Raw genomic sequence first — 20,337 nt, 5'->3', positions numbered from 1 at the left:
AGTACCCCTCAGCGCGGGGCGGACAGGAACCGCAGTGCCGCTTCGCGGAACGGCCGCGAGGTCGGGGCGTTGAAGTGGTTGCGCCCGGGGATCTCGAAGAAGGTGGCGTCCGGTGCGGCCTCGGCGAGCCGGACCGCGCTGTCGCGGATGCCGTCCTCGCTGCCCGCGGCGATCAGGAGCGGCTGCGCCGGGGCGTTCTCCGGGGTCGGCTCGATGCTGTTCCGCATCCCCTCGACCATGGCCACGAGCGCGCCGAGGTCGTTGCCCTCGACGTTGCCCGCCATCGTCAGGTAGCCGTTCGTGACGCGGTCCTCGATGGGGGTGCCGTCGGCGATGTACGCCTTCGCCTGGTCGACGCGGACGCGACGCATCGGGTCGGCGTCCGGGATCCCGCCGAACACCGCACGTGAGATCCGGCCGGGCAGCCGTTCGGCGGTGTGCCAGCCGACCCGTGCGCCGAGCGAGTAGCCGAGGAACGCGACGTCGTCGAGCAGGTACGTGTCGATGACCGTGGTGACGTCGGCGACGAGCAGGTCCATCGAGTAGGCACCCGGGTCGTGCGGCTTCGCGCTCGCGCCGTGCCCGCGCTGGTCGAGTGCCACGACCCGGTAGCCGGCACGGACCAGGTGCCGCGTCCAGCCCGAGGCGTGCCAGTTGAGCACCGCACCGGAGGCGAAGCCGTGCACCGCGATGACGGCCGGGGCGTCGGGGTCGCCGAAGTCGTAGGTCGCGAGTCGCAGCCCGTCGGGCGACATCACGAACCGGGGGCGGGGCGCTTCGGGGACGAGTGACATGTCCTCTCAAGCGTATCGGGGCAGTGTGGTGGCCATGGACGGCTACGGCGGCGATCAGATCCGGGCGGCAGAACGCCCCCACCTCGACGCGGGGGAACCCCTGATGCAGCGCGCCGCCGACGGGCTCGCGCGCATCGTCGGCGACCTGCTGGACGACCCGGCCGTGCGGCCGGTCGACGGGCCGGGATCCGTCCTCGTGCTCGCCGGCAGCGGCGACAACGGCGGTGACGCCCTGTTCGCGGGCGCGCGCCTGGCAGCGGCCGGGAGGCACGTGGCGGTCCTGCGCGTCGGCTCCCGTGTCCACGAGGCCGGCCTGGCAGCGGCGCTGGACGCCGGCGCCCGTCTGCTGGACGGCCCGTCCGGCGCCTCGGGACCGAACGCGGGCGGAGCGGCCGACATCCTGCGAGCCGCCGGCCGGAGCGACGGCGAACGCTTGGCGGACGTCGCGACCGAGGCCGCACTCGAGGCAGACCTGGTGCTCGACGGCATCCTCGGCATCGGGGTGCACGGCGCGAACGCACTGCGGTCCCCCGCGCGGGACGTCGTGGACGCCATCCGTGAGCTCGCCCGCGACCAGCGTGCGCCGTTCGTCGTCGCGGTGGACGTGCCGAGCGGCATCGACGTGGACACCGGCGGCGTCGCGGACGATCACGTCCTGCACGCCGACGTCACCGTCACCTTCGGCGGGGTGAAGGCCGGCCTGTTGACCGGACCCGCCGCCACCCTCGCCGGGCGGATCGAACTCGTCGACGTCGGGATCGGTGCGGACCTGGCGACGATGGAGCCGCTGATCCGCACCTGACCCCTCGCCCGTCAGTGCTGCTCGAACGTCAGTGCTGCTCGAACGTCAGTGGTGCTCGTACAGCACGGGCTCCGGCAGACCGTGCTCGGCGCGGACGCTGCGTGCGATGCCCTCGATCGCGACCAGGGCGTCGACCACGAGCTCCGGCGTCACCGGGAACGGCATGTTGTGGATGGTCTCGCCCTCCACCGTCGCGGCCTCGGCCACGGCGCGCAGCACGTCACGGTCGTCCACCGTCAGGCCGATCTCGGTCAGGGTGTTCGGCAGGCCGACCTTCGTGGTGAAGACGACGAAGTCCTCGATCTCCTCGGCCGGGGCGCCCTCGAGCACCAGCTGCGCGATCGTCCCGATGTTCACCTTCTGCCCGTGCGCCAGGCCGTGCGCCTGCGGCGCCGCGGTCAGCCCGTTGTGGATCGCATGGGCGGCGGCGAGCCCACCGGACTCGAAGCCCAGGCCGGACAGCAGCGTGTTCGCCTCGACGACCTTCTCGAGCGCCGGGGTGACGACCTTGGCCTTGACGGCCTCGATGGCCTGCAGGGCGTTCTCGTGCAGGAGCTTCCACGACAGCTCGGCGAGCGCGACGCCGGTCTGGGTCTGCAGGCCGCCGGCCATGGTGTCGGCGTTGGCGCGCTTCGCGGCACGGGCCTCGACCCAGGTCGCCAGCGCGTCCCCGATGCCCGCGACCAGGAACTGCACCGGCGCGTTGGCGACGAGCCGGGTGTCGATGAGCACCAGGTCCGGGTTGTGCGGGAAGAAGCGGTACTCGATGAACTCGCCCTCGGCGGTGTAGATGACGGCGAGCGCCGAGGTGGGGGCGTCGGTGGACGCGGCCGTCGGCACGCTGGCCCACCGGATGCCGGCGAGGTGTCCCGCGGCCTTCGCAGCGTCGATGGCGGAGCCGCCGCCGAGCCCCACGATGACGTCGGCGTCCTTCGCGCGGATCTGCTCGACGAGCTCGTCGACGGCTTCTGGGGTGGCGAAGCGGCCGAACCCGACACGCTCCACGGCCAGGTCGGCGGACCGGAAGCTCTCGGAGACGGCGGTCTCGACGATGCCCCAGACCACGTCGTCGGCGACGATCAGGGGCCGCTTGCCGATCGGGGCGATGAACTCGCCGACGCGGGTGATCGCGTCCTTGCCCTGGACGTAGCGGGCGGGGCTCATCACGGTGCTGATGGGAGTGGCCATCGTGCGGTTCCTTCCGGTTGTACGACAGGTGTACGACAGGTGTCGGGGTGGCCGACGCCGCCGACGGTACGCGGGGCCGCTGATCGGGAGGTGCTGATCGGTAGGTTCGGGATCATGACGTTCAACGACGACTCGCAACTCCGGGGCGGCAAGGTCAAGCGGCGGGGTCGCACCACGGCGATCGGCGGAGGCGCCGTGGGCGTCGGCGTCATCGTGGTGTACCTGATCGCGCAGTTCACCGGCTTCGACCTGAGCGGGATCGTCGGCGGCGGCAACGGCCTGACGACGATCCAGCAGGAGGGCGAGTCCGTCGACGCCGCCCCCGAGTGCCGGACCGGACGCGACGCCAACCTGCGCGTCGAGTGCCGGATGGAGGGCGCGGCCGAGTCGCTCGACGCCTACTGGACGTCCGAGGCGCGATCGCTCGGCATCTCGTACACGGCACCGGAGTTCTTCCTGTTCCAGGACTCCACCGACACCTCGTGCGGGCAGGCCTCGGCCGCGACCGGCCCGTTCTACTGTCCGCCGGACCGTGCGGTCTTCCTGGACACCGCGTTCTACGACGACCTGCAGTCGCAATACGGCTCGTCCGGCGGTCCGCTCGCGCAGATGTACGTCGTCGCCCACGAGTGGGGGCACCACATCCAGCAGCTGCAGGGGTCGTTCGCGAACACCGACCGCTCCGGCACGGGGGCGTCGTCGGGCAGCGTCCGCGTCGAGCTGCAGGCGGACTGCTACGCCGGGGCCTGGGTCGGCGACGCCGCCACGACGAAGGACGCGAACGGCGAGACGTTCTTCGAACCGATCACCCGCTCCCAGATCACCGACGCCCTGTCGGCGGCGAGCGCCGTGGGCGACGACAGCATCCAGGAGCGCGCGACCGGCCGCGTCGACCCGGACTCGTTCACGCACGGGTCGAGCGAGCAGCGCCAGCGCTGGTTCCTGCGGGGCTACCAGCAGGGCGCGACGAGCTGCGACACCCTGAGCATCCCGGGTTCGGCCCTGTAGCCGCACCGTCGAACCACGGGAGGCCCGGTGCCAGCTGGCACCGGGCCTCCCGTCCGTGGTCAGCGCGTCAGCGCTCGTCCAGACGTCAGCGCTCGTCCGAACGTCAGCGCTTGGTCGGCGTGGGCGACGGGGTCGCGCTCGGCGTGGGCGTCGGGGTGGCGTCGGTCGCCCCGGCGGCCGTCACCACGAAGGTGCGGAAGTCGTCGTTCGTGACCGGGGAGGTCAGCTCGTAGCGCTGCCCGTTCACGAGCACGAGCGGCGTGCCGGGGAACTCCTTGAGCGTCGACCCGGGGATCGTGCCGTCGGACACCGCCGTCGTCTGCTCGTCCACCCACTTGGCGTAGTCCTGGTCGGCGATGCAGCTCCGGACGGCGCTGCGTTCCTGCAGCCCCTGCACACCCGTGACGACGTCGGTGAGCTCCGCGTCGGTCAGACCAGGGGTGCCCTCGTCCGGCTGCTTCGCGAAGAGCGCCTGGTTCACCGCGTAGAACTGGTTCGGGGAGTGCTCGGCGACGCAGGCGGCGGCGTTCGCGGCGCGGAGCGAGTACTTCGTGCCCTGCGAGCGGTTCGACAGGACCGCGACCGGGTGGATGTCGACCGTGGCCGCACCGGAGTCGACGAGGTCCTTGATGTAGTCGCCGTTCGCCTGCTCGAACTGGCCGCAGCCCGGGCAGAGGTAGTCGACGTACAGGGTGATCCGGACGGTGCCGGCGCCGTCGGTCGCGGCGCTGCTCGGCGAAGCGGAAGCCGATCCGGACGCCGACGCCTCGACGGGCTTCAGATCCTGCCCGATGGTGATGCCACCCTGCGACATGGTCGACGGGCCGGGGCCGGCGGGCTTCACGGAGTCGACGAGCACGAGCGTGATGATCGTCGCGGCGGCGAGGAGCACGACCCCGAGCCCGATCTGCAGGCCGAGCCGGACACCACGCTGGCGTCGCTTCTGCTGGGTCCGGGCACGCTGGGCTCGCTGGCGGGCGGCTTCACGGCGCTCGTTCCGCGCGGCGCGGGCGGCACCCTCGGGGCGGTTGTTCATCGGTGCGTCGTCCTCCTGATCGGTGTCCGCTCGGCGTTCCCCTGCTCGGCGGACGGACCCGGCGATTGTAGTGGGGCGCTCTGGGAAGCCGCCGACCAAGGGGGAAAACACTGGCGCACCAGGGTGAACTCGTGTTGTATGAACCTCGACAGTCGACGGCGACTGTCCGGGGCCCGTACGGGCACACCGCTTCACTCGGATCGTCCGGCACGTACCTGCCGGTGAAGGAAGGACCGAACGCTCATGGCGTCCGTCACCTATGACAAGGCAACCCGTCTCTACCCCGGAGGCAACCGTCCCGCGGTCGACTCCCTCGACCTGGACGTCGCCGACGGCGAGTTCCTCGTCCTCGTCGGCCCCTCGGGCTGCGGCAAGTCCACCTCGCTCCGCATGCTGGCCGGCCTCGAAGAGGTCAACTCCGGTCAGATCCGCATCGGCGACCGCGACGTCACGGACGTCCCGCCGAAGGACCGCGACATCGCGATGGTGTTCCAGAACTACGCGCTGTACCCGCACATGACCGTCGCCGAGAACATGGGCTTCGCGCTCAAGATCGCCGGTGTCGGCAAGGAAGAGCGCGCCACCCGCGTGCAGGAGGCCGCCAAGCTCCTCGACCTCGAGGACTACCTGGGCCGCAAGCCGAAGGCGCTCTCCGGTGGTCAGCGTCAGCGCGTCGCGATGGGCCGTGCGATCGTCCGTCAGCCGCAGGTGTTCCTCATGGACGAGCCGCTGTCGAACCTCGACGCCAAGCTCCGCGTCCAGACCCGCACGCAGATCGCGTCGCTGCAGCGTCGTCTCGGCGTCACCACGGTCTACGTCACGCACGACCAGACCGAGGCCCTCACCATGGGTGACCGCATCGCGGTGCTCAAGGACGGCATCCTGCAGCAGGTCGGCACCCCGCGCGACCTGTACGAGAAGCCGAACAACGTGTTCGTCGCCGGCTTCATCGGTTCGCCGGCCATGAACCTGCTGCCCGCCGACGTCATCGAGGGCGGCATCAAGTTCGGCACGCTCAACCACGCGATCGACCGCGACACCCTGTCGAACGCCCGTGCCGCACAGATCACGGTCGGCATCCGCCCCGAGGACGTCATCGTGTCGCAGACCGGCGAGGGCCTGCCCGTCACGGTCGACGTCGTCGAGGAGCTCGGCGCCGACGGCTACCTCTACGGTCACGCCGACGTGAACGGCCAGCGCGCCGACATCGTCGCCCGTGTCGACGGTCGTGCACACCCGTCGATCGGTGACACGATCGTCATCACGCCGAAGCAGGGTCACGTCCACGCCTTCGACACCGAGTCGGGCGACCGCCTCGACGACAAGGCCGTCGTCAGCGCGTAACCAGCGCACTCCCCCGAGAGCCCGCGCCCGCCTCACAAGGGCGGACGCGGGCTCTCGGCTGTCCCCGACACCAGAGGAACCACCGTGCCCGACTCGATGTCCATCACCGCCGCCACCGTCGACCCCGGCCTGCTTGACCTGCCGTGGGACCTGCCGCTCGCCGACTGGCCAGACGACACGATCGTCGCGCTGCCGAAGGGCATCTCGCGGCACCTCGTGCGGTTCGTGCACCTGAGCGGGTACGTCGCCGCGGTGAAGGAGACCGGCGAAGAGGTCGCCCGGTCCGAGTACGAGATGCTCCGAACCCTGCAGCGGATGGACGTGCCGTGCGTGGACCCGGTCGCGGTCATCACGAACCGCGTCGACGCCGACGGTGAACCACTGCACCCCGTGCTGGTGACCCGCCACCTGCGGTTCTCGCTGCCCTACCGCGCGCTCTACTCACAGACGCTGCGCCCCGAGACCGCCACCCGTCTGGTCGACGCCCTCGCGCTGCTGCTCGTCCGCCTGCACGTCATCGGCTTCTACTGGGGCGACGTTTCCCTGTCGAACACGCTGTTCCGTCGCGACGCCGGCGCCTTCGCCGCGTACCTGGTCGACGCCGAGACCGGCAAGCTCTACCCCGGCGGGCTGTCGAACGGCCAGCGTGAGAACGACCTCGAGGTCGCCCGCGTGAACATCGCCGGCGAGCTGCTCGACCTCGAGGCCGGCGGGCGACTCGACGAGAACGCCGACCCCGTGGACGTGTCGAACCGCATCGTCGCCCAGTACCGGACGCTCTGGACCGAGCTCACCGGCACCGAGCAGTTCGACATCAAGGAACGCTGGCGCATCAACGACCGCGTCGAGCGTCTGAACGAGCTCGGCTTCGACATCGAGGAACTGTCGATCCACACGACCGAGGGCGGCTCGCAGGTCCGGATCCAGCCGAAGGTCGTCGACGCCGGGCACCACCAGCGCCGACTGCTGCGCCTCACCGGGCTCGACGCCGGCGAGAACCAGGCGCGGCGCCTGCTCAACGACCTCGACTCGTACCGTGCACGCAACGGCCGTGACGAACTCGACGAGGAGATGGTGGCGCACGAGTGGGTCTCACGGGTCTTCGAGCCCGTCGTCCGCTCGATCCCCCGTGACCTGCGCGGCCGGCTCGAACCCGCCGAGGTGTTCCACGAGCTGCTCGAGCACCGCTGGTTCATGTCCCAGCAAGAGGAGCGTTCCGTCTCCCTGCCCGAGGCCACGACCGCCTACATCAACGACGTGCTCCGGCACCGTCGCGACGAGCGCCTGCTCATCAACCCGCCGACCTCGTCGATCACCGTGCCGATCCCGGTGCTGGACGACGACGACGCCGACGAGTCCGACGACGTCGACGACTGGCGCGCCACGGTCTGACGCGGTCCCCGCTCGGTCACGACACCCCGCCGGGTGAGCGCCGAACGGTCGCAGACCGTCGCCTGCGGCGTCGCGCAGCGACGAATCGTGACCACACGGCGGGCACCAGCCAACGCGTCCTGACCGTTCGGGGGTCGGCAACGCGACCGCCTGGAGGCCCGCCCCGCGTCCCGGAGACCGGCGCCGGCCCTCCAGACCGTCGCGCCCGACCCCGCCTGCCACCGTGAGCAGGAATGGTCGCCTCCCGCTCGGGGAGGCGACCATTCCTGCACACGAAGTGCTGGGGCTACGCGGTGCGACGGCGCCGCGCGACCTCCCACAGGGTGACGCTCGCGGCGATGCCGGCGTTCAGGGACTCGGTGGCGCTCGAGATCGGGATCGACACGATGGCGTCGCAGGTCTCGGTGACCAGGCGCGACAGGCCCTTGCCCTCGGAACCGACGACGATCACGATCGGGCGGTCCGCGAGCTCGAGGCCGTCGAGCTCCACGTCACCGTCGCCGTCCAGGCCGAGGACGAACAGGCCCATCGACTTGAGCGACTTCAGGGTCTGCGTGAGGTTCGGGGCCATCGCGACCGGCGTGCGCGCCGCGGCACCGGCCGAGGTCTTCCACGCCGACGCCGTCACGCCGACCGAACGACGCTGCGGCACGATGACGCCGTGTCCGCCGAAGGCCGCGGTCGACCGGATGATCGCGCCGAGGTTGCGGGGGTCCGTGATGCCGTCGAGCGCGACGAGCAGCGGGACCTGGTCGCGCGAGAACGCCTGCTCGACGATGTCCTCGGACACGGCGTACTGGTACGCCGGCACCTTCAGGGCGACGCCCTGGTGCACGCTGTCGTGTCCGGTGATGCGGTCGAGCTCGGGACGCATGAGCTCGATGATCGGCACGCCGCGGTGGTTGGCGAGCGCGAGGATCTCCTTCACGCGGTCGTCGACCTCGATGCGCGACGCGATGTAGAGCGTCGACGACGGGGTCTTCGTGCGCAGGGCCTCGAGCACCGAGTTGCGCCCGGTCACCAGCTCGGAGTCGTCGGTCTTGCGCGCCGGCGGACGACCCGTGCGACCCTGCGGGGTGCTCGAGGAACCGTGCCGGCCCTTGGCCGCCTCGAAGCGGTCCTTCGCGGCCTTGCGCTTGCCGGCCGGGTGGTACGGGCGGTCCTCGGCCTTCGGGGTCGGCTTGCGACCCTCGAGCGCCTGGGCGCCCTGTCCGCCGGAGCCGACCTGCTTGTTGCCCTTGCGACCGGTGCGGACGGCGCCGGGCCGACCCTTCTTGCTTCCCGAGACGTTCTTCATGCGTAGCTCCTGTTCGGCACTGCCGTGTTCAGGCGATGCTCCAGCGTGTTCCGGACGGCGTGTCCTCGATCGTGATGCCCGCGGCGGCGAGGTCGTCGCGCACGCGGTCGGCCGCGGTGAAGTCCCGTGCTGCCCTGGCGTCCGCGCGCTCCTGCACGAGGCGTTCGACGAGGGCGGCGAGCGGGCCTGCCGAGGTGTCGTGGCCGCCGCCCGACCAGTGGTCGGCTCGCGGGTCGATGCCGAGCACCTCCACCATCGCAGCCACCTGATGGTACGCGGTCCCGAGCGTTTCCGCATCGTCGGCGTCCAGGGCAGCGTTGCCGGTGCGCACGGTCTCGTGCAGCACGGCCAGGGCCTGGGGCACGGAGAGGTCGTCGTCCATCGCCGCGGCGAAGGCGTCGGGCACGGCCGGGGCGTCGGCGAGGTGGACGCCCTCGAGCCGGGTCTCGGCGCGCTCGAGGAACCCGGCGATGCGGTCGTACGCCGCCTCGGCCTCGGTCAGTGAGCCCTCGTGGTGGTCGATCGACGAGCGGTAGTGGGCGGCACCGAGGAAGTAGCGGACGACGGCGGGACGGGCGGATCCGAGGAAGTCCGCCGCGAAGATCGAGTTGCCGAGCGACTTCGACATCTTCTGGCCCTCGACCGTCACCAGGCCGTTGTGCAGCCAGTACGACGCGAACGGGTCTCCGGCGGCCGTGGACTGCGCCAGCTCGTTCTCGTGGTGCGGGAAGCGCAGGTCGAGCCCGCCGCCGTGGATGTCGAACGCGGGGCCGAGGTACCGACGGGACATCGCCGAGCACTCGATGTGCCAGCCCGGGCGGCCGGCGCCCCACGGGGAGTCCCAGTTGGCGGTCGAGGGCTCGCCGGGCTTCGCACCCTTCCAGAGCGCGAAGTCACGGGCGTCGCGCTTGCCACGCGGATCGGCGTCGGCGGCCTCGACCATGTCCTCGCGCCGCTGCCGGGTGAGCACCCCGTAGTCGGCCCAGCTGCCGGTGTCGAAGTAGACGTCACCCGAGCCGTCGTCGGCGGCGTAGGCGTGCCCGCGGTCGATGAGGCGCTGGATGATCTCGTGCATCTGCGGCACGCTCGCGGTGGCGCGGGGCTCGTAGGTCGGGGGCAGGATGCCGAGGGCGTTGTACGCGGCCGTGAACTCGAGCTCGACCCGGTAGGCGCGGGCGAACCACTCCTCGTCCGTGCCTGCAGCCAGGTCGAGGACCTTGTCGTCGATGTCGGTGACGTTGCGCACCAGGGTCACCCGGTACCCGCGGTGGGTGAGCCACCGACGCCAGATGTCGTAGACGAGCGCGGACCGCAGGTGCCCGATGTGCGGCGACGACTGCACCGTCGGACCACAGACGTAGACGCTCACGTGTCCGTCGACCAGGGGCACGAGGTCGACGACGGCTGCGGCGCGGGAGTCGTAGAGGCGAACGGTCACGCCTCAACCATAATCGGCGCGGGGCCGCCGTTTCAGGAGGGACGCACGAGTGCCGTGGCGATCGCCGCGAGCCCCTCGCCACGGCCGGTGAACCCGAGCCCGTCGGTCGTCGTGCCGGACACGGCGACGGGCGCACCGACGACCGCGGACAGGGCGTCCTGCATCTCGTCACGGCGGCGGCCGATGCGCGGCCGGTTGCCGATGACCTGCACGGTGACGGACACCGGCACGAGCCCGGCGTCGGCGAGCAGCGCGACCGCGCCGCGGACGAACACGTCGCCCGTGGCGCCGGCGTACTGCGGGTCCGCGGTGCCGAAGCGCCCGCCGATGTCGCCGAGGCCCCCGGCGGAGAGCAGGGCGTCGCACACCGCGTGCGCCACCGCGTCACCGTCGCTGTGCCCGGAGAGGCCGGGTTCGCCGGGGAAGTCGAGCAGCCCCACGCGGCAGGGCGAGGCGTCGTCGAAGGCGTGCACGTCGACCCCGAGCCCGAGTCGGACCGCGACGGCGTCGGCCTGGCTGGCACCCGCCGCACCGGCAGCCGCACCAGCACCAGCACCAGCACCAGCCTCGGTCCGCGCCCGCACGATCGACTCGGCCCGGCCGAGGTCCCACGGCGTCGTGATCTTGAAGGCGTCGGCGTCACCCGGCACAAAGCGCACGGTGCCCCCGACGGCCTGGAACACCCCGGCATCGTCCGTCTCGGACTGCGACGACACCGCGTACGCACGCCGCAGTGCCGCGAGCGGGAAGCCCTGCGGCGTCTGCACCCCGACGAGCGCCGCACGGTCGACGGTCTCGACGACGACGTCACCGTCGACCCGCTTGACCGTGTCCGTGACGGGGAGTGCCGGCACGACGCCCGCACCGTCACCGGCGGCGACGGCGTCGAACACCCGCGAGAACTGTGCCGCGGGCGTGAGGCACCGCGCCGCGTCGTGCACGAGCACCGTGGTGACGGAGTCCGGCAGGACGGCCAGGCCGGCCTCGACCGAACCGTGGCGATCCGTGCCTCCGGCGACGACGGCCGTGTACGCGACCGCAGCACCCGCGACCGAACCGACCACCTGCCGGCACTCGTCCAGGTGCGACGCCGGTGCGACCACGACGACGAGCGTCGGCGACGGCAAGGCGAACAGGGGTTCGAGCGCCCGCGCGAGCATCAGCGCACCGGCCACGGGCACGAACGCCTTCGCGGTCCCGATGCCGAGCCGGGTGCCGGAGCCGGCCGCAACGACGACGACCGACCGGTCCACTCCTTCGGGGAACCGTGCGGTCGTCGTTCGTGCTGTCGCGTTCAGTGCGCTGTCGTCAGGCTCAGGAAGCCAGGACCTCGTCGAGGACGGTCGATGCCTTGTCCTCGTCGGTCTTCTCGGCCAGCGCGAGCTCGGAGATGAGGATCTGCCGGGCCTTGGCCAGCATCCGCTTCTCACCCGCGGAGAGCCCGCGGTCCTGATCGCGCCGCCAGAGGTCGCGGACGACCTCGGACACCTTGATGACGTCACCGGAAGCGAGCTTCTCGAGGTTCGCCTTGTAGCGGCGTGACCAGTTGGTGGGCTCTTCCGTGAACGGCGCCCGGAGGACCTCGAACACCTTGTCGAGTCCTTCCTTGCCGATCACGTCGCGGACGCCGACCAGGTCGACGTTGTCCGCCGGGACCTCGATCGTCAGGTCACCCTGCGTCACCCGCAGTTTCAGGTAGACCTTTTCCTCGCCCTTGATGACGCGAGTCTTGACTTCAGAGATGGTTGCCGCCCCGTGATGGGGGTAGACGACGGTCTCGCCGACCTCGAATTGCATGTATCAGGCTCCGTTCCCAGACATCCAGTTTACCACAAGGGCCGTTCCGGTAAGGGGACCCTCAACGCTCACCCCTCCCGGTGATCGCTAGGATGGGCGCGGGGACCGCCCGGTCTCCATCGTGACTTACGGAGGAATCTCTTGCGACCTCGGGTACTCGTGTCCGTCGCCGTTGCGGCAACCATCGCGCTCGGCGCCACCGGGTGCGAGTTCATGTCGCCGGCCCACACCGTCGACATCAAGCAGATCACCGACGGCGTGGACGTCTCGACCGGCAAGGTCGACGTGCGGAACGCCCTCCTGATCTCGGACGACGGTGAGAGCGCCCGCTTCATCGGCACGCTGGTGAACAACGACGACCAGGACGACTACACCGTCTCGATCGAGATCGGCGGCGACACCCAGACCGTCGACGTGCCGGCCAACACCCACGTCGACCTCGCCATGGCCGCGGGTGCGGGCAGCGACGACGAGTCGAGCGTGCAAGAGGGCGACACCACGCAGGGCACGACCGCCGGTGACGCCGAGCCGATCGTGTTCGACAACGCGGACGCCAAGCCCGGTTCGCTCGTGAAGGTCTACTTCAGCTACCCCGACGCCGAGGGCACCTCGGCCAACGTGCCGGTGCTGACGAGCTCGCAGGAGGAGTACCAGACCCTCGCGCCGAGCCCGACCCCGACGCCCACCTCGACGTCCCCGTCCGAGAGCGGCGCACAGTCGACCGGCGAGGCCGTGCCCGGCACGCAGCCGACGGACTCGCAGACGGATTCGTCCGAGGGCGACAACGGCACGAACTGACGCCGACGGGCGCGGCTGACACCGCGCCCGGACCGTTCGCACAGGAGGCCCGGTGCGAGTCCCAAGGACTCGCACCGGGCCTCCTGTCCGTCCGCCTCAGGCCTCGATGCGGTACCCGAGACCGCGGACCGTCACCAGGATCTCGGGGGTCGACGGGACCCGCTCGATCTTCGAGCGGATGCGCTTGATGTGCACGTCGAGGGTCTTGGTGTCGCCGAAGTAGTCGGAACCCCACACCCGGTCGATGAGCTGCCCGCGGGTCAGGACACGGCCGGCGTTCCGGAGCAGCAGCTCGAGGAGCTCGAACTCCTTGAGCGGCATCGGGGTCTCGGACCCGTCGACCGACACCGTGTGCCGCTCGACGTCCATCCGGATGCCGCCGACCTGCAGGATGCCGCTGTCCGCCGGGTCGTCCTCGGTCCGGCGACGGAGCACGGCACGGATCCGGGCCAGGAGCTCCCGGGTCGAGTACGGCTTCGTCACGTAGTCGTCGGCGCCGAGCTCGAGCCCGACGACGATGTCCACCTCCGAGTCCTTCGCGGTCAGCATGATGATCGGCGCGTTCGACCGGGTCCGGATCTGCCGGCACACCTCGGTGCCGCTCAGGCCCGGCAGCATGAGGTCGAGGAGCACCAGGTCGGGGTTCTCCGCGTCGAACTTCGACAGCGCGGTGACGCCGTCGGCAGCAACGGAGGTCTCGTACCCCTCGCGCTGCAGCAGGAACTCCAGGGGCTCGCTCAGGGCCGGCTCGTCGTCGACGATGAGGATCTTGGTCACGATGGCTGCTCTTCCAGTTGCTCTTCGAGTGCTGTGGTCAGTTCGGGGTCTGCCTCGGGCAGACGGATGGTGAAGGTCGAGCCCTTGCCGGGCTGCGACCAGACGCGCACGTCACCACCGTGGTTGCTGACGACGTGCTTGACGATCGCGAGCCCGAGGCCGGTGCCCCCGGTGGCGCGCGACCGTGCGGGATCGACACGGTAGAACCGTTCGAAGACGCGGTCGAGGTCGGCCTCGGGGATGCCGACGCCCTGGTCGGTGATGGCGATCTCGACGAAGCCCTTCGACGACCGGACGCCCACGCCCACGCGGGTGTTGTCCGGCGAGTACTTCACCGCGTTGGCGATGAGGTTCGACACCGCGACCTGCAGCAGCCCGCGGTCGCCCATCACCCGCAGCTTCGACTTCTTGGCGCGGATGATCTCGATCGAGCGGGCGCGGGCGACGACCTCGTTCGCGTCGATGGCGGCCTGCACGATCTTGTCGATGCCGGTCTCCTCGCTGTTCTCGAGCGCGTCGACGGACTGCAGCCGGGACAGCTCGATGATGTCCTTCGTCAGCGCTCCGAGCCGCTCGGACTCGGTGATGAGCTGCGCGGCGAACTTCTTCACGTGCACGGGGTCGTCGGCGGCGAGGACGAGGGTCTCGGACAGCAGGCCGATGGCGCCGATCGGCGTCTTCAGCTCGTGCGAGATGTTGGCGACGAAGTCGCGGCGGACCTCGTCGATGCGCCGGCTCTCGGTCAGGTCGTCCGCCGTGAGCAGGACGTACCGGTTGCCGAGCTGGGCGGCACGGAAGCTGAGGTAGCCGATGAGCTCCCCGTGGCGACCACGCGGCAGCTCGAGGTCCTCCGACCCCATCTCCCCGCTCTTGCGCACCCGGTCGATGAGCTCGAGCAGTTCGTGGTGCACCAGGCGCCGGCGCACGACGAGCCCCGCCGTGAGGGCCTGGGGGGATGCCGCGACGACGGTGTTCGACGGGTCGATGACGACCGCCGGGTTGTGCATCGTCGCGATGACCGCTGCGACGCCGTCCGGCAGGGTCCGCTCCGCCACGTCGGCAGCACGTGCCGTCCGCTCGGCGGTGATGATCAGCACCACGACGCCCGCGCCGAAGACCCCGCCGAGGAGCATCGACAGTGGCACGAGCCACGCGTTGTCCATGCCGCCAGTGTAGGGATGGTCATGCGGGGTTCCGGTACCGTTCACCGTCTGCGGAAGGCCAGAACGCGAAGCGTTCAGCCCCGCGTCACCGTTCGTTCACCTGGGCTGACGACACTCGTCCGGTACGCAGAGAGAGGTACTCCCCCATGCGCGAAGTCTTCCAGCAGGAACTCCAGGACGTCCAGGAGCGACTGACCGAGATCGCCGGGCTCGTCGAGTCCGCCATCACCCGAGCCACGCAGGCCTTCAGCGACTCCGACGTCGCCCTCGCCGAAGAGGTGATCGCCGACGACGAGAAGATCGACCTCGCCGCGAACAGCCTCGACGAGATCGCGATCGACATCCTCGCCCGCCAGGCCCCGGTCGCCCGCGACCTGCGCGTCGTCGTCACGGCCCTGCGCGTCAGCTCCTCGCTCGAGCGCATGGGCGACATGGCCGAGCACATCGCGCAGCTCGCCCGCCAGCGCTTCCCCGAGAAGGTCGTGCCGAAGGGCCTCCGCAGCACCTTCAAGGAGATGGGCCGGCACGACGTCGCGATGGCGCAGAAGCTCACGCGGCTGCTCGCCACCGAGGACATCGCGCTGTCGGCCGAGATCCGCGACGAGGACGACGCCGTCGACGAACTGCACGCCAGCGTCTTCGACTTCGTGCTCGGCGAGGCCTGGAAGGGCGGTCCGATCGACACCGTCGACGCCACCCTGGCCTCCCGCTACCACGAGCGCTTCGCCGACCACGCGGTCTCGATCGCGAAGAAGGTCGAGTACCTGGCCACCGGCGACTGGACCGGCGCGTCCACCTCGACCGCGGCGGTCTGACCCGGCCCGATCGGTCTGACCCGGCCCGATCGGTCTGACCCGGCCCGATCGGTCTGCGAGGATCGTGGCATGGCCCAGGTCGCGATCATCGTCAACGGCATGCCCGGTTCCGGCAAGAGCAGCATCGGCACGGCACTCGCCGAGGTGCTCGGCTGCCCGTTCCTGTCGAAGGACCGCATCAAGGAGCCCCTCGCCGACGTCGTCGGCCCGATGATCGCCTCGCGGCCGCTCGGCGGTATCGCGATGGACACGATGTGGTCCATGGCGCGGGCCGTCGAGAACGGGGTCGTCCTCGACGCCGTCTGGCTGCCGTCCCGTGACCGCGACCTCCTGGAGGCCGGACTCGCGTCCGCGGGGTCGCCTCGCGCCGTCGAGGTGTGGTGCGACACGGACCGCGCCACCGCCGAGGAGCGGCTGCGCGACCGGTACGAGCCGGGCACCGTGCCGGTGCGGCACGAGGTGCACGGGGACCTGGCCGACGTGCTGGCCTTCTGGGACGAGCACGGCGACGACGCCCGGCCCGTCGGTCTTCCCGGCGTGCCGGTGATCCGGGTCGACACGACGAAGCCCTACGACGTCGGGGCGCTGGTGCAGGAGATCGCGTCGCACTTCGTCTGACCAGCCACGGCTCGTCGGGCCGACCACGCTGCCGAAGCGACAGGTCGTCGACGGGGCGATCCGTTCCTCCTGGCAGAGCGACAGGAGTCGGCGGAACGTTCGCGGCCCACTGTCGCTTCCGCGAAGCCCCGCACACGCACGAACGCCCCGCCCGGATGCCGGACGGGGCGTTCTGCGTGGGTGCTACTTCTTGGCGCCCTGGGCGGCCACGGCGGCGGCGCCGGCTGCGGCGGCCTCGGGGTCCAGGTAGTACGCGGGCTTCGTCGGCGTGAAGTCGTCGTCGAGCTCGTACACCAGCGGGATGCCGGTCGGGATGTTCAGGCCGGCGATGTCGTCGTCGGAGATGCCGTCGAGGTGCTTCACGAGCGCCCGCAGCGAGTTGCCGTGGGCCGTCACCAGCACGGTCTTGCCGGCGGCGAGGTCCTTCGTGATGTCGGACTCCCAGTACGGCAGCAGACGGTCGATCACGAGTTTGAGCGACTCGGTGCGGGGCAGCCGGTCGCCGAGCTCGGCGTAGCGGCGGTCACCGAACTGCGACCACTCGGCGTCGTCGGCGATGGGGGGTGGCGGGACGTCGAACGAGCGGCGCCACTCCATGAACTGCTGCTCGCCGTACTCGGCCAGGGTCTGGGCCTTGTCCTTGCCCTGCAGGTCGCCGTAGTGGCGCTCGTTGAGGCGCCAGTCGCGCTTCACCGGCAGCCAGGCCAGGTCGGCCTGCAGCAGCGCGATGTCCGCCGTCTGGATCGCACGGGTCAGGAGCGAGGTGTACAGGACGTCGGGGACGATGCCGGACTCGGCGATGAGGTCGCCGGCGCGCTTCGCCTCCTTCTCGCCCAGCTCGCTGAGCCGGACGTCGACCCAACCGGTGAACAGGTTCTTCTGGTTCCAGTCACTGTTGCCGTGACGGAGCAGGACGAGCGTGGAGGTCATGCCTCCGAGTCTACCGAGCGGTACCGGCCCCGTACCCTTGACGCATGCCCATCGGGAACGTGACGCGCGGGACGACCGGGTACAACCGGCTCCGCCGCGTCGACCGGTGGATCGCGACCCTGCCGGTGCTGCGCCGGACGGACGACCCGCTCGTCGCCGACGTCGGCTACGGAGCCTCACCGACCACCACGCTCGAACTGCGCGACCGGCTGGCGGCCGTCCGACCCGACGTCGAGGTGACCGGCATCGAGATCGAGCCCTCGCGGGTCGCGCTCGCGAACGCAGGCACCCGCGACGGCGTGACGTTCCGCCTGGGTGGCTTCGAGACCCCGACGCCCGGGCAGCGCCGGCCCGCCGTCATCCGGGCCTTCAACGTGCTGCGGCAGTACGACGAGTCCGCGGTGGTCGGGTCGTGGCGGATCATGCAGGACCGGCTGCAGCCCGGCGGTGCGCTCGTCGAGGGGACCTGCAACGAAGTCGGTCGGGTCGCATCGTGGGTGACGCTCGACGACGTCGCGCCGCGGACCTTCACGGTGTCGCTCCGGCTCGCCGGGCTCGATGTGCCCTCGATCGTCGCCGAGCGGCTGCCCAAGGCCCTGATCCACCGCAACGTGCCCGGCGAACGGGTGCACGCGTTCCTGCGCGACCTCGACCTGTCGTGGGCGGTCGCCGCTCCGCTCGGCACGTACGGGCCCCGGCAGCGGTGGATCGCCACGGTGCGCGGGATGCGTGACCGCGGCTGGCCGGTGCTGCACGGGGTGACGCGCTGGCGGCTCGGTGAGCTCAGCGTCCCGTGGGCGGCCGTCGAGCCCGCCTGACGCTGCGACGCAAGACACCGGTGTTCGCGCTCCGAACACCCGCAAACCGCGGTGCGACCGGCGAACACCGGTGTTTTGCGACCGTCAACGGGGAGCTAGGAGCGCTTGACGGCTCCGAGGCGGGGCAGCCGCGGGACGTTCGCCGTCGCACCGGCCTCGGGCGGGACGATGGTCTCCTGCGCCGCGGTCACCACGACGTCGTCGGCCTCGAGCCGCAGGGTCGCGGTGGGGTCGAGGGAACGCTTCACCACGGCGAGCCCGATCGGACCGAGCTCGTGGTGGATCGCGGACGCCGAGAGCCGACCGACCTGCTTGTCGTCGAGCAGCACCGGGGTTCCGGGCACTGGCAGCACGCCGTCGGACCCGTCGAGGTGCAGCAGCACGGCCCGACGCGGCGGGTGCCCGAGGTTGTGGACCTTGGCGACGGTCTCCTGCCCGCGGTAGCAGCCCTTCGACAGGTGCACGGCGGAACGCAGCCAGTCGAGCTCGTGCGGGATCGTCCGCTCGTCGACGTCGGACAGGGTCGGGCGCCAGGCGGCGATCCGCAGCGCCTCGTACGCGAGCAGCCCCGCGACGGGCACGTCGGACGCGGCGATCGCGGTCGCGGTGCCGGGGGTGACCACGGCGATGCGGAGGGTCCAGTCGGAGCCGGGGTGGGCCTCCTGGTCGGCGTAGCCCCATCCGCCCGGCGTGACGGCGCCCCACGGGTCGACCCACTCGGCGACGGGCGGTTCCGGCAACTCGACGGACGCGAACGGGGCGTCCGCCCCGAACCAGCCGAGGGTGACGAAGTCGTCGGAGCGGTCGGCGACCTCGACCCGGAGCATGAAGCGCATCGAGTCGAGCCACCCGGCGAGCGGCGCCGCGTCAGCGCGCTCGGTGAGCAGCCAGACCGTCGCACCGTCGTCGACGACGCGGGCCGCGTGCTCGACGCGTCCGGCCTGGTCGAGGACGAGCGTCTCGGTGCTGACGCCGGTCGACAACCCGGTGAGCTGCTGCGAGGTGATCGAGTTGAGCCACGACAACCGGTCCGGTCCGGAGACGGTGACGACACCGAGTCCGAGCTCGACGACGGCACGCCCCCGGGTCAGCAGGCGCTGCTCCCCGATCGGGTTGCCGAAGTGCGCGGCGACCGAGTCGGCCGCGACGAAGCCGTCACGCGCGGCGAACACCGACATCAGTCGACCTTCGCGAGCTGCCCCGAGGCGTGCGAGGTGAGTTCGCGACCGAGCGCGGCGATGTCCCACGCCCAGAAGAGCTTGCCCTCGACCAGCCCGTACAGGCGGGTCGCGGCGGAGTAGTCCTTCGCGTTCGGCGAGCGCAGCACGGCATCGGTCGACAGGTCGATCCGGCCCTTCAGCACACGGCCGACGTAGAGCTCGTTGACGCCCGTCGGGTGGATGATCGCGGCCTCGACGTCGAAGCCGTCCGTGGTGTTGCGGAGCGCTTCGACGCTCTCGACCGTGCTGAAGGGCGTCGGCCCGTCACCCAGGAGCATCGCGGGGCCGCGGTCGCCCGGCTCGGTCGGACGGTCGATCCGCCAGTAGCCCATCTCGGCGGCGAGCGGGGTGTGGTCGTCGTCGAGCAGCCACGTGGTCGACGAGTAGTTCAGGTACGGCAGGCCGTCGTGGCTGAAGCTGACGCGCTGGCCGAACTCGTAGTTCCGGACCTCGTCGTCGTCACCGACCGGGTACTCGACCACACCGGTGCCTTCCCACACGCCGACCAGCCACGACAGCGGGACCAGTTCGGGGGCGAGGCCCTCGGGCAGCTCGATCAACGCTGGCCCTTGAACAGCTTCACGACGACGACCACCGAGATGAACGCGATCGCGAGCGACGCCAGGCCGAGGAGGCCGACGTAGAAGAGCTCGAGCGCAAGCAGCGAATCCATGCTCGGAGTCTACGCGGCTCGGCTCAACGCGCCAGGAGCACCACCGCGGTGACGAGGACCACGACGAACGCCCCGGACGAAGCGATGCTGATCCGTTCGACCAGACCGTCCTTCGTGGCGGTGATGAGCTGCAGCACGAAGCTGACCATCACGCAGGCGACGAAGACGAGCAGCAGCCAGGCGAAGGCGTCGCGCTCGGCCACGGTCAGCACGAGCACGGCCCCGACGACCGCCAGCACCCAGACCGGCAGGACGGACGTCAGCCGAAGGCGACGCTGGTCGGTGGGGTGCACGGGCTCGGTCACGCGCTCCATCATGTCAGGGACGTGCGGAACGCACGCATCGTGCAGTGCGGTGCTCGCGCCGAGCGGTGCGCTGCTCGCGCCGTGCGGTGCGGGATGACGCGCAATCCGTCCGGCCGGATGAGTC

General features: G+C 70.9%; 21 protein-coding genes. 8 read left to right on the top strand and 13 right to left on the bottom strand.

Annotated elements, in window-relative coordinates:
* Positions 1 to 8: 8 nt before the first annotated feature.
* Positions 9 to 794 (bottom strand): alpha/beta fold hydrolase, encoded by a 786-nt coding sequence (locus DEJ09_RS15400; RefSeq protein WP_110863109.1) that lies wholly within the window; start codon positions 792 to 794, stop codon positions 9 to 11.
* Positions 795 to 828: 34 nt separating this feature from the next.
* Between DEJ09_RS15400 and DEJ09_RS15395 the strand changes: the two genes are divergently transcribed.
* Positions 829 to 1,596: an NAD(P)H-hydrate epimerase gene (locus DEJ09_RS15395; protein ID WP_111089155.1), complete on the top strand. Its 768-nt coding sequence runs from the start codon at positions 829 to 831 to the stop codon at positions 1,594 to 1,596.
* 45 nt (positions 1,597 to 1,641) lie between these two features.
* Here DEJ09_RS15395 and DEJ09_RS15390 read toward each other — a convergent pair whose 3' ends face one another.
* The gene (locus DEJ09_RS15390; protein WP_111039022.1) at positions 1,642 to 2,784 is read right to left on the bottom strand and encodes a glycerol dehydrogenase; all 1,143 of its coding nucleotides are present in this window, start codon (positions 2,782 to 2,784) and stop codon (positions 1,642 to 1,644) included.
* Positions 2,785 to 2,898: 114 nt separating this feature from the next.
* Here DEJ09_RS15390 and DEJ09_RS15385 point away from each other — a divergent pair, with 114 nt between their 5' ends.
* Positions 2,899 to 3,792, top strand: a complete 894-nt coding sequence (locus DEJ09_RS15385) for a neutral zinc metallopeptidase (protein WP_111089148.1) — start codon at positions 2,899 to 2,901, stop codon at positions 3,790 to 3,792.
* A gap of 103 nt (positions 3,793 to 3,895) precedes the next feature.
* On the opposite strand, the gene DEJ09_RS15380 is transcribed toward DEJ09_RS15385, so the two are convergent.
* Positions 3,896 to 4,828, bottom strand: coding sequence for a thioredoxin domain-containing protein (locus tag DEJ09_RS15380; protein ID WP_111089147.1), 933 nt, complete (start codon positions 4,826 to 4,828; stop codon positions 3,896 to 3,898).
* A 243-nt stretch (positions 4,829 to 5,071) separates the two neighbouring features.
* Here DEJ09_RS15380 and DEJ09_RS15375 point away from each other — a divergent pair, with 243 nt between their 5' ends.
* Both DEJ09_RS15375 and DEJ09_RS15370 read left to right on the top strand, forming a co-directional pair.
* The gene (locus DEJ09_RS15375) at positions 5,072 to 6,172 is read left to right on the top strand and encodes an ABC transporter ATP-binding protein (RefSeq protein WP_071404078.1); all 1,101 of its coding nucleotides are present in this window, start codon (positions 5,072 to 5,074) and stop codon (positions 6,170 to 6,172) included.
* Positions 6,173 to 6,256: 84 nt separating this feature from the next.
* Entirely contained in the window at positions 6,257 to 7,564 is a 1,308-nt protein-coding gene (locus DEJ09_RS15370; RefSeq protein ID WP_111089146.1) for a DUF4032 domain-containing protein, read from the top strand.
* A gap of 286 nt (positions 7,565 to 7,850) precedes the next feature.
* Here DEJ09_RS15370 and rlmB read toward each other — a convergent pair whose 3' ends face one another.
* The 4 genes from rlmB to DEJ09_RS15350 form a co-directional block, all read right to left on the bottom strand.
* Positions 7,851 to 8,861, bottom strand: coding sequence for a 23S rRNA (guanosine(2251)-2'-O)-methyltransferase RlmB (gene rlmB / locus DEJ09_RS15365; RefSeq protein WP_027466607.1), 1,011 nt, complete (start codon positions 8,859 to 8,861; stop codon positions 7,851 to 7,853).
* A gap of 28 nt (positions 8,862 to 8,889) precedes the next feature.
* Complete coding sequence (cysS, locus tag DEJ09_RS15360; protein WP_111089145.1) at positions 8,890 to 10,299, bottom strand: cysteine--tRNA ligase; 1,410 nt, start codon at positions 10,297 to 10,299, stop codon at positions 8,890 to 8,892.
* Positions 10,300 to 10,331: 32 nt separating this feature from the next.
* Entirely contained in the window at positions 10,332 to 11,552 is a 1,221-nt protein-coding gene (ispD, locus tag DEJ09_RS15355; protein WP_111089144.1) for a 2-C-methyl-D-erythritol 4-phosphate cytidylyltransferase, read from the bottom strand.
* 61 nt (positions 11,553 to 11,613) lie between these two features.
* Positions 11,614 to 12,096: a CarD family transcriptional regulator gene (locus DEJ09_RS15350; RefSeq protein ID WP_017888066.1), complete on the bottom strand. Its 483-nt coding sequence runs from the start codon at positions 12,094 to 12,096 to the stop codon at positions 11,614 to 11,616.
* A gap of 141 nt (positions 12,097 to 12,237) precedes the next feature.
* On the opposite strand from DEJ09_RS15350, the gene DEJ09_RS15345 reads away from it, so the two are divergent.
* Entirely contained in the window at positions 12,238 to 12,894 is a 657-nt protein-coding gene (locus DEJ09_RS15345) for a hypothetical protein (RefSeq protein WP_128780543.1), read from the top strand.
* A 96-nt stretch (positions 12,895 to 12,990) separates the two neighbouring features.
* On the opposite strand, the gene DEJ09_RS15340 is transcribed toward DEJ09_RS15345, so the two are convergent.
* Entirely contained in the window at positions 12,991 to 13,671 is a 681-nt protein-coding gene (locus tag DEJ09_RS15340) for a response regulator transcription factor (protein WP_027466611.1), read from the bottom strand.
* Positions 13,668 to 14,834, bottom strand: a complete 1,167-nt coding sequence (locus tag DEJ09_RS15335; RefSeq protein WP_071404724.1) for a cell wall metabolism sensor histidine kinase WalK — start codon at positions 14,832 to 14,834, stop codon at positions 13,668 to 13,670. Before DEJ09_RS15335 ends, DEJ09_RS15340 begins: the two co-directional genes overlap by 4 nt.
* Positions 14,835 to 14,980: 146 nt before the next feature.
* Between DEJ09_RS15335 and phoU the strand changes: the two genes are divergently transcribed.
* Positions 14,981 to 15,649 carry a phosphate signaling complex protein PhoU gene (phoU, locus tag DEJ09_RS15330; RefSeq protein ID WP_027466613.1) on the top strand — a complete coding sequence of 223 codons (669 nt, stop codon included), beginning with the start codon at positions 14,981 to 14,983 and terminating at the stop codon, positions 15,647 to 15,649.
* Between the two features lie 69 nt (positions 15,650 to 15,718).
* Positions 15,719 to 16,267, top strand: a complete 549-nt coding sequence (locus DEJ09_RS15325) for an AAA family ATPase (protein ID WP_111047015.1) — start codon at positions 15,719 to 15,721, stop codon at positions 16,265 to 16,267.
* Between the two features lie 183 nt (positions 16,268 to 16,450).
* On the opposite strand, the gene DEJ09_RS15320 is transcribed toward DEJ09_RS15325, so the two are convergent.
* Positions 16,451 to 17,197 (bottom strand): phosphoglyceromutase, encoded by a 747-nt coding sequence (locus DEJ09_RS15320; RefSeq protein ID WP_111029059.1) that lies wholly within the window; start codon positions 17,195 to 17,197, stop codon positions 16,451 to 16,453.
* 44 nt (positions 17,198 to 17,241) lie between these two features.
* Here DEJ09_RS15320 and DEJ09_RS15315 point away from each other — a divergent pair, with 44 nt between their 5' ends.
* Positions 17,242 to 18,015, top strand: a complete 774-nt coding sequence (locus tag DEJ09_RS15315; protein WP_111089143.1) for a class I SAM-dependent methyltransferase — start codon at positions 17,242 to 17,244, stop codon at positions 18,013 to 18,015.
* 95 nt (positions 18,016 to 18,110) lie between these two features.
* Here DEJ09_RS15315 and DEJ09_RS15310 read toward each other — a convergent pair whose 3' ends face one another.
* From DEJ09_RS15310 to DEJ09_RS15300, 3 genes are all read right to left on the bottom strand, one after another.
* Positions 18,111 to 19,193, bottom strand: coding sequence for a folate-binding protein YgfZ (locus tag DEJ09_RS15310; protein ID WP_111089142.1), 1,083 nt, complete (start codon positions 19,191 to 19,193; stop codon positions 18,111 to 18,113).
* The gene (locus tag DEJ09_RS15305) at positions 19,193 to 19,795 is read right to left on the bottom strand and encodes an FABP family protein (protein WP_027466617.1); all 603 of its coding nucleotides are present in this window, start codon (positions 19,793 to 19,795) and stop codon (positions 19,193 to 19,195) included. The genes DEJ09_RS15310 and DEJ09_RS15305 overlap by 1 nt, the downstream gene beginning before the upstream one ends.
* A 136-nt stretch (positions 19,796 to 19,931) precedes the next feature.
* The gene (locus DEJ09_RS15300) at positions 19,932 to 20,213 is read right to left on the bottom strand and encodes a hypothetical protein (RefSeq protein WP_128780538.1); all 282 of its coding nucleotides are present in this window, start codon (positions 20,211 to 20,213) and stop codon (positions 19,932 to 19,934) included.
* Positions 20,214 to 20,337 lie beyond the last annotated feature (124 nt).

Source organism: Curtobacterium sp. MCLR17_055 (genome assembly GCF_003234305.1).
GTDB lineage: Bacteria > Actinomycetota > Actinomycetes > Actinomycetales > Microbacteriaceae > Curtobacterium > Curtobacterium flaccumfaciens.
The sequence above is the reverse complement of the archived record's forward strand: the minus strand, read 5'-3'. Positions and strand labels throughout refer to the sequence as shown.